This window comes from Methylobacterium sp. ARG-1 (assembly GCF_001262595.1).
Lineage (GTDB): Bacteria > Pseudomonadota > Alphaproteobacteria > Rhizobiales > Beijerinckiaceae > Methylobacterium > Methylobacterium brachiatum.
Genome location: NZ_LHCD01000005.1, coordinates 168,949 through 181,032, shown reverse-complemented (window position 1 = coordinate 181,032; position 12,084 = coordinate 168,949). Strand labels below are relative to the sequence as shown.

At 70.0% G+C, this 12,084-nt stretch carries 11 protein-coding genes and 1 pseudogene; 5 read left to right on the top strand and 7 right to left on the bottom strand.

What is annotated here, in order from left to right; all coding sequences use genetic code 11:
- Positions 1-62 precede the first annotated feature (62 nt).
- Positions 63-242 (top strand): annotated as a pseudogene (locus AKJ13_RS31325) (type II toxin-antitoxin system ParD family antitoxin); the annotation flags it as partial.
- Between the two features lie 286 nt (positions 243-528).
- Positions 529-1,665 (top strand): DNA replication/repair protein RecF, encoded by a 1,137-nt coding sequence (gene recF / locus AKJ13_RS08195; protein WP_050732908.1) that lies wholly within the window; start codon positions 529-531, stop codon positions 1,663-1,665.
- A gap of 55 nt (positions 1,666-1,720) precedes the next feature.
- Here recF and AKJ13_RS08190 read toward each other — a convergent pair whose 3' ends face one another.
- The gene (locus AKJ13_RS08190) at positions 1,721-2,839 is read right to left on the bottom strand and encodes a metallophosphoesterase (RefSeq protein ID WP_050732907.1); all 1,119 of its coding nucleotides are present in this window, start codon (positions 2,837-2,839) and stop codon (positions 1,721-1,723) included.
- A 243-nt stretch (positions 2,840-3,082) separates the two neighbouring features.
- Here AKJ13_RS08190 and AKJ13_RS08185 point away from each other — a divergent pair, with 243 nt between their 5' ends.
- Complete coding sequence (locus AKJ13_RS08185; RefSeq protein ID WP_050732949.1) at positions 3,083-3,793, top strand: L,D-transpeptidase; 711 nt, start codon at positions 3,083-3,085, stop codon at positions 3,791-3,793.
- A gap of 42 nt (positions 3,794-3,835) precedes the next feature.
- Here AKJ13_RS08185 and AKJ13_RS08180 read toward each other — a convergent pair whose 3' ends face one another.
- Positions 3,836-5,521 (bottom strand): HAMP domain-containing methyl-accepting chemotaxis protein, encoded by a 1,686-nt coding sequence (locus AKJ13_RS08180; protein ID WP_050732906.1) that lies wholly within the window; start codon positions 5,519-5,521, stop codon positions 3,836-3,838.
- A gap of 452 nt (positions 5,522-5,973) precedes the next feature.
- Between AKJ13_RS08180 and AKJ13_RS08175 the strand changes: the two genes are divergently transcribed.
- Entirely contained in the window at positions 5,974-6,369 is a 396-nt protein-coding gene (locus AKJ13_RS08175; RefSeq protein ID WP_007562573.1) for a VOC family protein, read from the top strand.
- Between the two features lie 38 nt (positions 6,370-6,407).
- Positions 6,408-6,995 carry a histidine phosphatase family protein gene (locus tag AKJ13_RS08170; RefSeq protein ID WP_050732905.1) on the top strand — a complete coding sequence of 196 codons (588 nt, stop codon included), beginning with the start codon at positions 6,408-6,410 and terminating at the stop codon, positions 6,993-6,995.
- Here AKJ13_RS08170 and AKJ13_RS08165 read toward each other — a convergent pair whose 3' ends face one another.
- From AKJ13_RS08165 to AKJ13_RS08145, 5 genes are all read right to left on the bottom strand, one after another.
- On the bottom strand, positions 6,996-7,712 hold the full coding sequence (locus AKJ13_RS08165) for a hypothetical protein (RefSeq protein WP_050732904.1): 717 nt from the start codon (positions 7,710-7,712) through the stop codon (positions 6,996-6,998).
- Positions 7,713-7,848: 136 nt separating this feature from the next.
- Positions 7,849-8,838 carry a nickel/cobalt transporter gene (locus tag AKJ13_RS08160; protein WP_050732903.1) on the bottom strand — a complete coding sequence of 330 codons (990 nt, stop codon included), beginning with the start codon at positions 8,836-8,838 and terminating at the stop codon, positions 7,849-7,851.
- Positions 8,829-9,503 (bottom strand): DUF1007 family protein, encoded by a 675-nt coding sequence (locus AKJ13_RS08155; protein ID WP_050732902.1) that lies wholly within the window; start codon positions 9,501-9,503, stop codon positions 8,829-8,831. The genes AKJ13_RS08160 and AKJ13_RS08155 overlap by 10 nt, the downstream gene beginning before the upstream one ends.
- A gap of 111 nt (positions 9,504-9,614) precedes the next feature.
- On the bottom strand, positions 9,615-10,541 hold the full coding sequence (locus AKJ13_RS08150) for an amino acid ABC transporter substrate-binding protein (protein ID WP_050732901.1): 927 nt from the start codon (positions 10,539-10,541) through the stop codon (positions 9,615-9,617).
- 30 nt (positions 10,542-10,571) lie between these two features.
- Positions 10,572-11,852, bottom strand: a complete 1,281-nt coding sequence (locus AKJ13_RS08145) for a dicarboxylate/amino acid:cation symporter (protein WP_050732900.1) — start codon at positions 11,850-11,852, stop codon at positions 10,572-10,574.
- Between the last annotated feature and the right edge of the window lie 232 nt (positions 11,853-12,084).

Genomic DNA, 12,084 nt, shown 5'->3' with positions numbered 1-12,084 from the left:
ATGCCGAAAGCCGTCATCCTCGATCCCGTTCAGGAAGCCTCGCTCGATCGTCTGGTCGCGGCGGGTCGCCGGAGGAGGCGGTCGCCGCCGGTGTCGCGTTGCTGCTTCAGCACGAGGATCGCCTTGGGACGATGCGCGAGGCTTGGCGGGAGGGCGTCGAGAGTGGAGATCACGAGCCGCTCGACGCCACGCTGGATGCCTTGGAAGCGCGCTATGCCGCCAAGGAGAAGGCTGCTCCTTGAAGCCTGTCGTCGTGTCGCGACGCGCCCGAACCGATCTGCGCGAGATCGGTGAGGTCATCGCGGCTGACAATCCCGCCCGCGCTCGCAGCTTCGTCGCGGAGCTGCGCACCCGACTGTCAGGCGCTCGGTCGGCAGCCGATGATGGGCAGGCCCGCGCCGGAGATTGCTCTCAACGTACGGATCCTCATATTCCGATCTTACCTGATCCTTCATCGCGTCCGCGACGACCGAATCTTGATCGATCGCGTGCTGCACTCAGCGCGCGATCGGTCCATCGTGCCGCCTTATGAGTGAACTCGACACCGCTGGATCCACACGCCTTACCCGGTTGATCGCCCGCGACTTCCGCAATCACGCCGATCTCGAACTCAACCCCGGCGCCCGCTTCGTGGCCCTGGTCGGCGAGAACGGCGCCGGCAAGACCAACCTGCTCGAAGCGATCTCCCTGTTCGTGCCGGGGCGGGGCCTGCGCCGGGCCGAGTTCGCCGCCATGGCGCGCGCGGACGGCCCGGGGGGCTTCGCCGTGTCGCTCACCCTGGATCGGGACGGCGCCGAGCATCGCCTCGGCACCGGCCTTGAGCCGCCGGGGCCGGACGGGCGCTCGAGCCGGCTGTGCCGGATCGACGGCGCCCCCGCCCCCTCGCCGGTGGCGTTCAGCGAATTCGTTCGGGTGGTCTGGCTGACCCCGGATCTCGACGGCCTGTTCCGCGGGGCTGCCGGCGACCGGCGCCGGTTCCTCGACCGGCTGGTCCTGGCGGTGGATGCCGGCCACGGCGCCCGGGTCTCCGCCATGGAGCGGGCCCTGCGCTCGCGCAACCGGCTGCTGGAGGACCGGCCCGATGACGGCCGCTGGCTCGATGCCGTAGAGCGGGAGGTGGCCGAACTCGGCGTCGCCGTGGCTCTGGCCCGTCGCGAGACCGCCGAGCGCCTGGACCGGCTGATCGCCGAGACCCGGGACGACGCGCAACCCTTCCCCTGGGCGTCGATCCGCCTGGAGGGCGACCTCGACGACCTCGTGGCGGTCTGGCCGGCGATCGAGGCGGAGGACCGCTTCCGGCTGGCCCTCCGCAACGGCCGCCACCGGGACCGGGCAGCGGGCCGCACGCTGATCGGGCCGCAGACCAGCGATCTCGTGGTCCGGCACGGCCCCAAGGACGTGCCGGCGGGCACCGCGTCGACCGGCGAGCAGAAGGCCCTGCTGATCGGCCTGGTCCTGGCCCATGCCCGGCTGGTGCGGGCGATGAGCGGCATCGCACCGATGATCCTGCTCGACGAGGTCGCGGCGCATCTCGACCCCCGCCGCCGGGCCGGCCTGTTCGAGGCCCTCGACGCACTGCCTGGCCAGGTCTGGATGACCGGCGCCGACCCGGCCGCCTTCGCGCAGGCGGGCGACCGGACCGAGGTGCTGCGGATCGGGGGGTGACGGGAGGCGACCGGGCAATCGGCCGCCTCACCCGGCCATCAGCATCGGATCCGCGTCACGACGCCCGCCGCAGGGTGATCCGCGTCAGCTCGGACGGGCGACCCAGCCGAAGGGCGAAGCCGGGCCACAGCGCGGTGCCGTTGCTGACGTAGAGCAGCATGCCCCCGACCCGGTACGCCCCGGAGACGAACCCGGCATTGCCGCGCGCCACCAGCCGGTCCAGGCCGCGGATCATCCCGCCATGGGTATGCCCCGACAGTTGCAGCGCCACCCCGCGCGATGCGGCCCGCGCGGCCCGGGCCGGCTGGTGATCCAGCAGCACGATCGGCACGCTCGCCGGCGCTCCCGCCAGGGCGGCCTCGAGATCCGGTCCCGGGTGGCCGGTGGCGGGGGCCGAGCGGTCGGTGACGCCCGCCAGCACCAGCGCATTGCCGTCGCGCCGCAGGACCGTGTGGGCGTTGGCCAGGATGCGGATCCCCAGCCCGCTGAGGTGGCGCATCCAGGCATCGTGATCGAAGAAGTATTCGTGGTTGCCCGGCACGGCCCAGACGCCGTCCCGTGCCCGCAAGGCGCTCAAGGGCTCGACATCGTCCCGCCGGGACGCGAGCGAACCGTCGATGAAGTCGCCGGTCACCGCGATCAGGTCGACCCTGAGGTCGTTGGCGCGCACGACGACGGCCCGCGCCCAGGCGGCCGGGAAGAGCCGGCTGATATGCAGGTCGGTGAGGTGCAGGATCGTGTAGCCGTCGAAGCCGGGGGGCAGGTCCGCGATCGCGACGGTGAGGTCCTTCAACGGCGGCACGCGCACGGCCTGCCGCACCGCGATCGCCGCGAGGAGCGCTGCCGCAAGGGCAGCCGCGTAGCGCCAGCCGGCGGGGATCGCCCAACCGCCGCCGGGAAGGGCCAGGGATGCCAGCGCCACGACGTCGAGGGCGAGCAGCATCAGGGCTGCCAACGCGATCGCGCCGAACGCCCAGTTGAACAGCACCACCACCGGGCGGGGGAACTCGGGCGCGAAGACCGAGCCCGAGGAGATCCGGCTCCACAGGTGGTACTGGGACGCGACCAACAGGACACCGGCCAAGCCCAGCTTGAGCGCGAGCGGCCATGGCAGGGGCCACGCCCCCCGCGCGATGACGTAGAAAGCGGGCAGGCTGGGGATGAGGCGGATCATGGGTCGCTACATGGACCGGGCGAAGGCCCGGAGGCAAAGCTTGCTGCAATCCCGGGGATCTGCGGTGCCCCATTCGGATCGGCGCCTGAACCGGACGCCGAACAGCTTCGGCCACACTCGCGACGTAAAGGCCGAGCTTGCCTAGGGAGATCGGCCTTGCCAATCTCAGCTTAGCCGTATGCGCGACTGATATCGCCCGGAGCGTTACCGCATCGGGCCGCGGGTCATAGGAAGTCCGGGATGATGGTCAGGGACGGTTGGAACGCCGGTGCCGGCGACAGGGACGAGGCGGCTCTGCGCGGGCGCCCTGCGGGGCTTCTCAGCCGCCGGTCGTTTCTGGCCGGATCGGCCGCCGGTCTCGGCGCGCTGGGACTGGCTGGCTGCGCGACATCCGACGGCCTGCTCCTCGCCGAGGCGGCGAAGGTCTACGGGCCGATGCCCGACGAGAAATTCCCGATCCCGGCGGTCGACATCAACAAGGTCAATCCGAAGTATTATCGTCGGACGGTCCGCTACGACACCAAGGAAGCCGCCGGCACGATCATCGTCGATCCCAGCAACTACTACGTCTACCGCGTCGAGGGCGACGGATCCGCCACCCGGTACGGCGCCAATGTCGGCCGCGACGGGTTCCTGTGGAGCGGCGACGCCTATGTCGGCCGCAAGTCCGAATGGGCGACCTGGACGCCGCCCAAGGAGATGATCAAGCGCCAGCCCGAGGCGGCGAAATACGCCCGCGGCATGCCGGGCGGCCTCGACAACCCGCTCGGCGCCCGCACTCTGCATCTCTACCAGAACGGCGCCTATACGCTCTACACGATCTACGCCAGCAGCGACCCCGAATCGATCGGCTCGGGAATCACGAGCGGCTGTGTCGGCCTGCTCACCCAGGACATGATCCACCTCTACGCGCGCACGCCGGTCAAGACGAAGGTGGTCGTCCTGCCGGCGTAGAAGGCGGATCTTCGGATCACCGCACGTCGATGATGGCGCGGATCACGCCGCCCGCACGGTGGCGAGGAAGCGCGAGACCTCGGCGCCGAGATGCTCCGACTGGCGCGACAGCTCGCCGGCCGCATCGAGCACCTGGCTGGCGGCGGAGCCGGTCTCCTCGGAGGCCTGGGCGACGCCGGCGATGTTGGTCGTGACCTCGTTGGTCCCGATGGCCGCCTGGGCGACGTTGCGGACGATCTCCTGCGTGGCCGCCCCCTGCTCCTCGACGGCCGCGGCGATCGAGGTCGCCACCGAATCGATCTCCCGGATGCGTGCCGTGATCCCTTCGATGGCCGAGACGGCCTGGCCGGTCACGCCCTGGATCTGGCCGATCTGCTGGCTGATCTCCTCCGTCGCCTTGGCGGTCTGCGCGGCCAGCTCCTTCACCTCGGACGCCACCACGGCGAAGCCCCGACCCGCCTCCCCGGCGCGGGCCGCCTCGATGGTGGCGTTCAAGGCCAGCAGGTTGGTCTGCCCGGCGATGTTCGAGATCAGCCCGACCATGTCGCCGATGCGGGTGGCCGCCTGGCTGAGCGCCTGGACGAGATGATGCGTCTCGTCTGCCTCGCCCACCGCAGCCTGGGCGAGGTTGGCCGAGCCAAGGACCTGCCGGCCGATCTCCTGGACCGACGAGCCGAGCTCCTCGGCGGCCGCCGCGACGGTTTCGACATTAGCGGCGGCCTCCTCGGCGGCGGCCGCCACCGTGGTCGACTGGCTGGCGGTCTCGGTGGCGCTCGCCGTCATGGTCTGGGCGGTCGCCTGCAGCTCGGTGGCCGAGGATGAGACCAGGCCGACGATGCCGCCCACGGCGCGCTCGAACCCGTCGGCGAGTTCCAGCATGGTCCGGGTCCGCTCGGCGGCGGCGTCGGCGGCGCGCCGGATCTCGGCCTCCTCGGCGGCCTTGCGGGCTACCATCGCCTTGATGCCCTCGACCGCCTTGCCGACCGCGCCGATCTCGTCCTTGCGGGCGGCCTCCGCGATCTCGGCGTCGATCTCGCCCCGGGCCATCCGCTGCAGCACGGAGACGAGGCGGTCGAGCGGGCGGGTGATACCGATGGCGGAGATGAACACGGCCGTGATCAGGCCGGCCAGCATCCCCAGGGCGCTGAACAGGATCAGGCTGAAGCAGGTCGCGTCGGTCTGGACCGACAGGTCGTCCGAGCCCTTCGCCATGTAGGCGGTGATGTCGTCGGCGAGCGTGTTGCCGTTCTCCACCAGCTCGGAGAAGACCGGATCCAGCGCGGTGTGGACCAGCGCGACGGCCCTGTCGTTCTGGTTGCTGGTGCCGAGCCGGCGCACCTCGCCGACATCGCGCATGAACCGCTCGACACGCCCGTTTTGCTGGTCGATCCGGGCGGTGAAAGTCGGAGCTTTCTTGCGCAGGGTTTCGAGCGTCGGCTTCACCTTGAGCACGGCGGCCTCGAAGCCGCGATTGGCGCTCTGCATCTGCGAATCTTCGGTCTCGGCGATGATCCGGTAGACCCAGTAATTGAGTTCGAACACCAGCCGGTTGAGCCGGCGGGCCTCGGCGACTGCGACCGCCTCGTTGTCGATGAAGGCGCTGTAATCCTGGTCGATCTGGCGCATCCGCGACTGGGCGTACCAGACGCAGCCGCCGACGATGACGCCGATCAACGTGAGGATCACCATCAGCTTGGTGAAGATCCGGATGTTGGACAGGCGCAGCATGGAACTTCCGTTTTGTTTGGCCCGGCCGGGCAGCGCAGATTTGATGTCTATCAAGATTGCGGCAAACGCGTTAAGAGCGCGCTAAAATCTGCACGCCGCGGGTGAGGTTGGTCAGTTCTTTCCGCAAAGGCAATGTCTGATGCTTCTGAATCCACATTCGACCGCATGATATCGCAATTCGACGTTCGAGATGAGCGTATAAATGCAGGTAAACAAAACGAATACAAACTATGACTTGAACATGATGGGAAAAATGGTTTTATATTGGAGATCATCCGATATTGGGCGTATCTGTCTTGGTCCCTGCGGGCAGACATGAGCGGACGCCGCCGAGGCGCTGTGCAGCCGCCGATCAGATGGGCATGGCGGCAGGCCGGCCCTTTCCGCGGCAGCGGGCCGGCGCCACATAGGCCGCGTCCGACATACTTCGCACGATCCGGAACCGCCGCCGCATGTCCAAGCCTGTCCACGCCATGATCCGCGTCCGCGACGAAGCGCGCGCGCGGGATTACTACGCGCGCGCCTTCGGCTTCGAAGTCGCGGACCGCTACGATTTCGACGACTTCACCCTGATCTATCTGCGCGACCCGGCCTCGCCGTTCGAGCTCGAGCTCACGGTGAACAAGGGCCGCGACAAGCCCTACGATCTCGGCGACGGCTACGGCCACATCGCCGTCGTGGTCGACGACGTCGAGGCCGAGCACGCCCGGCACGTCCGCGAGGGCTTCCCGGCCACCGACGTGAAGACGCTCAAGCATGGCGAGACCGTGCTGGCGCGGTTCTTCTTCGCCACGGACCCGGACGGCTACAAGATCGAAGTCATCCAGCGCGGCGGCCGCTTCGCCTGAGCGTTCCGCCCTCCCGCCACACGCCACAGCCGAGCCTCATGCCCGAGACCACCCGCATCATCTGCATCCGCCACGGCGAATCGACCTTCAACGCCGCCCGACGGCTGGGCGGCAGCGATCCCGGCCTCCTCGACGCCCGGCTGACCCCACGGGGCCAGGCCCAGGCCCGGGAGGCGCGGGAGCGCCTGAAGGACATCCCGTTCGAGCTCGTGGTGGTCTCGCCGCTGACCCGGGCGATCGAGACCGCCGCGATCCTGTTCGGCGAGCACCCGAGCCAGCCGCGCGTGCTGGTCGAGGTTCTGCACCGGGAATGCCAGGAGAGCAGCTGCGACGTTGGTCGGGCGGCCTCCGAGATCGCCGCCGAGTTCCCGCATCTCGATGTCGGGCACTTGCCCGAAGTGTGGTGGCATGCCGAGCCCGGCTGCGAGGTCGGCGGCTACCCGGTGGAGCCGCGTCACCTGTTCGATGCCCGCGTCGCCGGATTCCGGGACTGGCTGCGGGCGCGCCCCGAGACGACCATCGCGGTGGTCGGCCACGGGACGTTCTTCTACCACCTCACCGGCACGTTCCTGGAGAACTGCGCCTCCGTCGAGCTGGACCTGGCCGCCGAGCCCGTCCTGGCCTGATCAGGCCGGGACCCGGCCCCGGGCGGCATCGAGGCGCGCGCGGGCGCCGCGGAGGTCGATCTCCGGCGCCTGCCGGCCGATCGCTAGGGCATCGTCGAGGATTGCGCAGGCCCGCACCCAGACGTCCGGCACGAACGGGGCCGCGCCCTCGGCGACCTCGGCGGCGCAGCGGGCATCCTCGGCGGCGCGCTGGGCCGCCGTCGCGGTGCGGGCGACCGCGGATTGCAGGGCGCCGTCCCGCCAGCGCCGCGCCCGGGCCGCCTCCTGCGCGAGCGCGCCGCCCTGCCACGCAGCCGACCGCGCCGCCGCTAGAGCCAGGGGCAAGTCCGGCGCGCCGGCGCAGGCTTCTTCATGCTCGGCCATGCCGGCGCGGGCGCAGAGCGGCGCCAGGATCCGCCGGATGCCCTCGAGCGCGAGGCGCCGGGTTCGGGCGGCCTCGACCTCCGGCCGGTCGGCGCTGCCCGACAGCCGCAGCACGAAGGCGATGAGCTGCATCCGGGCCGCGTCCGGCATCGCGTCGTTGAGCCCGAGCGCGTAGGCCGCGATCGGCCGGGAGAAGCAGGGCGGGCAATCGGCGCTGGAGCGGATCGCCCGGTAGGGCAGCCCCGCGGCCACGATCGCCGCCTCGTTGATGCAGGTCCCGCCATCGGGGCCTGGGAAGGGATGCGATCCGGCCAGCAGGCGCCAGTTCAGGATCGTCTGGAAGTCGGCGTGCATCCGCGCTCCTCCACCTCAAGACCGCAGCGTGACACGCGCAAGTCCCGTTGGCGAGACGCGATTTCGCGTCCGGCCCCCCAGATGCCAGGGCTCTGCCCTGGACCCCCAAAAGGTCTCGCCCTTTTGAATCCGGGATTCAGCCGCCGAGATTCAGCGCGAGGCCGGACAGCATCGCCACGCCCAGCACCAGCACGAAGGCGGCGGCCAGCAATTCCAGGCCGCCAATCGCCAGCACGCCCCCCCGGCCGCGGCCGCCCGCGAGTTGCAGGGCCGCGCGCTTGGCGAAGACCGCGAGGCAGGCGAGGGCCGTTGTGGTCAGCGCCGTGCCCAGAGCCATGGCCAGGACCGCCAGGATCCCCGCCCCCGGCACCCCCTGCGAGACCGCGAAGACCAGGACGAGCACGGCCCCGGCGCAGGGCCGCGATCCCGCCGCCAGGACCACGCCGGCCCGCGCGCGCCAGCCATCGAGGGCGTCAATGGTCCGGGCGTCGGGCAGGTGGGCGCAGCCGGGGCCGCAGGGCGTCCCGAGCTGGACGAGTTGCCCCGCCTTGCGCCAGGTCAGCGCCAGCCCGACCAGGGCGACGAGGGCGAAGCTCACGGTCTCGATCAGGGTTCCGGCCCGGGTCACGCTCGCCGCGGTGGCGTTGAGCACCACGGTGCCGATCCCGACGATCGCCCCCGCGACGAGGGCCTGGAGCAGGGCCGCGCAGGCGCTGAGCGCGCAGCCCCGGCGCAGGGCCCGCTCCCCGGCCAGGATGTAGCCGGCGATCACCGCCTTGCCGTGGCCGGGGCCGGCGGCGTGGAACACGCCATACGCGAAGGCCAGGCCGATCAGCGGCGTCCAGTCGCCGCCGCCCTTCAGCGCCACGACGGCGGCGTTGAGGCTGCGGGAAAAGCTCGCCTGCAGGGCCAGGATCACGCCGCCGAGGCCGGTGGCGGCCGGGGCCGCCTCGCGGAAGCCGATGCCGAAGGGCGAGCGCGGCGGTGGTGCCGCGATCCCGGGGGCGATGAGCCAGGCCAGCCCGGCGGCCACGCCGGCAGCCAGCACGATGGCGCCGGCCATCAGCCCCAGCCGCAGCCCGAGCCGCCCGAACCGGGGCGGCGCGATGCCGATCCCTACGGACACGCGACCAGGACCCGGCTGGCGAACTGGACGCCGTAGGACGAGGCCGCCGTGAGCGCCTCGAAGAATGCCTCGGTCATGCCCGGGGAGCCCGCCTCGGCGGTCTTGGGCTGCTCCGTCTTCGGCCGGGTCACGGTGGCGGCGCAGCCCTGCGGTGCGCCCGCGAGGGTGGCGGCGTCCGAGCCCTCCGCGAACGAGAAGGCGACGAAATAGGTTGGGTCGTAGACCTCCAGGGCGGCGACGCCCCGTCCCTGCTGGATCGGCGCCTTGAGCGGCAGCAGGAAGCTCAGCACCAGGGCCTTGCCGTCCAGGCGCATCGCCGGCTCCTTTGGGTCGGCGAAGGCCTGGTCCTTGCCGCCGACCTTCAGCTTTGTGAAGTAGCCGAATTCGGCGAGGTTCGCGGTGTTCTCCGCGGCGAGCCCGGCCAGCTCGTCGGGCGCCAGCTTGCCGTCCTTGTTGGCGTCGAGGCCCTGGGTGACGAAGGCCGTGTATTCCGGGTCGAAGCTCCAGGTGTCGCGCACGCCGACGAGCTTGCCGTCCTGGTAGACGAGCTGTGCCTTCGCGGTGACCCAGACATGGGGATGGGCGGACGCGGCGGTGGGCGCGCAGGCGAGGCCGGCGGCCAGGAGCAGGGCGGCCGTCTTGGGGAAAGGCGCGGCGATCGGCATGGGGCGGCGGCACGCTCGCTGCAGAGGGGGGACCACGAGAAACGCGGCCCCTTCCTCATCCGCGGGTTGGGCGAAAGCGAGGCACCCGGCGCGGGTGGCGGCCCGAAACGATCACTCCTGCGCGTCCAGCCCCATCAGCTGGAAGCTCGTGCGCAGGTCGTTCGACATCGGGATGTCGAGGCGCTCGCCGTTGGGCAGGCGCTTCAGGAACCAGCGCTCGTAGGTCCAGCGCAGTTCGCGCGATTCCGCGAGCCGGGTGAAGGTCTGGGTGACGATCCCGGCGAGTTCGGGATCGTCCTTGCGGAACATGATGCCGTAGGGCTCGTAGGAGAGCTTGTCGGGCAGGACCGTGTAGTTCGCCCCGTCCTGGCTGTCGGTGGCGATCAGCCCGTAGAGCAGCACGTCGTCGGTGGCGAAGGCCTCCGCCTGGCCGGCCTTCACCATCGCGTAGGACGCCGCATGGTCGGGCGCCGTCACGATCTGGACCTGGATCTTGAGCTTGGCCAGGAGGTCGCGCACCGCCTTCTCGTTGGTGGTGCCGGCCGTGACCACGACGGTCTTGCCGCCGAGATCCCGATAGGAGGCGATGCCGGAGCCCTTCTTCACCAGCAGCTGCGTGGCGCTGATATAATCGACCGGCGAGAAGGCAACGCTCCGGCGCCGCTCGGCATTGGCGGTGGTCGAGCCGCATTCGAGGTCGATCTTGCCCGAGGTCAGGGCCAGGATACGCGTCTCCGCGGTGACCGGCTCGAACCGGATGGTCACCTTCCGGCCGATCGCGGCCTGGATGTCGTCGGCGATCTCACCGCACAGGTCGATGGCGTAGCCGATCACCCGGGGGCTGCCGTCCCGGTGCTTGCCCTCCACGAAGGAGAACGGCACCGAGCTCTCCCGGTAGCCGAGCACGATCTCGCCCCGCTCGGCCACGCGCTTCAGCGTGCCGGTGAGTACCTCGATGGCGGCGGCGGGGCGCGGGACGCCCGCCAGCGCCAGGGCGAGGACGCCCGCCAGGACCGAGCCGCACCGCATCGCCGACATCCCGTGTCCTCCGCGTGACCCCGTGCCGTCCTATTCAGCCGGCGAGGGGACCGTGCCGATATGGTCGAGGCGCTGGTCGGTGGCGGTGAGCTGGCCCTCCCACTTGGCCACCGCCACGGTGGCGATACTGTTGCCGAGCACGTTGGTCGCCGAGCGGCCCATATCCAGGAACTGGTCGATGCCGATGATCAGCAGCAGGCCGGCCTCGGGGATGTTGAACTGCGCCAGCGTCGCCGAGATCACCACCAGCGAGGCGCGCGGCACGCCGGCCATGCCTTTCGAGGTGACCATCAGCAGGAACAGCATCGTGAGCTGCTGCCCCCAGGAGAGCGGGATGTTGTAGGCCTGGGCGATGAACATCACCGCGAAGGTGCAGTACATCATCGAGCCGTCGAGGTTGAACGAGTAGCCCATCGGCAGCACGAACGAGGTAATGCGGTTGGGCACGCCGAACTTCTCGAGGTTGGTCAGCATCTTCGGGTAGGCCGCCTCGCTCGACGCGGTCGAGAAGGCGAGCACGAACGGCTCCTTGATCAGGTTGAACAGCCGCATGATGCCGCTGCCCCCGAGCATCAGGAAGCCGACGCCCATCAGCAGCGCCCAGAGCACCGCGAGCCCGGCATAGAACTCGACCAGGAACTTGCCGTAGGTGACCAGGACGCCGATCCCCTGCGTGGTGATCGTCGCGGCGATGGCGGCGAACACCGCCACGGGGGCGAACAGCATCACGTAGCCGGTCACCTTGAGCATGACGTCGGCCAGGCCCTCGATGCCCTGGGCCAGGAAGTGCCCCTTCTCGCCGAGCGCCGCCAGGGCGACGCCGAAGAAGATCGAGAACACCACGATCTGCAGGATCTCGTTGTTGGCCATCGCCTCCACGGCGCTCTTGGGCACCAGGTGAGTGACGAATTCCTTCAGCGACAGCGAGGCGGTCTTGAGGCCGGTGCCGGCACCGACATCGGGCAGCGGCAGGTTCAGGTTGTGGCCCGGCTGCATCAGGTTGACCAGGATCAGCCCCAGCATCAGCGAGCAGAACGAGGCGCCGACGAACCACAGCAGCGCCTTGCCGCCGACCCGTCCCACCGCGGCGGTATCGCCGAGATGCGCGATGCCGACCACCAGGGTCGAGAAGACCAGCGGCGCGATGATCATCTTGATGAGGCGCAGGAAGATGTCCGACACGAGGGCGATGTAGCCGGCGATCTCCTTGGCGGTCTGCGGATCCGGCCAGGTGATGCTGCAGGCGTAGCCCACCGCGATCCCGAGCAGCATACCGATGAAAATCAACGTGGTGAGCCGTGAACCCGTCATCGGTACTGCTCCTCGTCGCCGCCCGGGATGGACCAGCATTGATTTTCGTTAACGTGAAGCACGAACTACGCCAGGCGCAAGCCCATTCGGAGCTTGTTACTGACCCGGCCGACTGTTTTCTCGGGACGTTCGCCCGGGGTTGAAACCTGTGGCCGGACCGACGCAGCTGCGGTACGGGACTTGCTCTCCCGGCTCGCCTGCCGTCTCTGCGGGCTGGACGAAAAACCTGCGC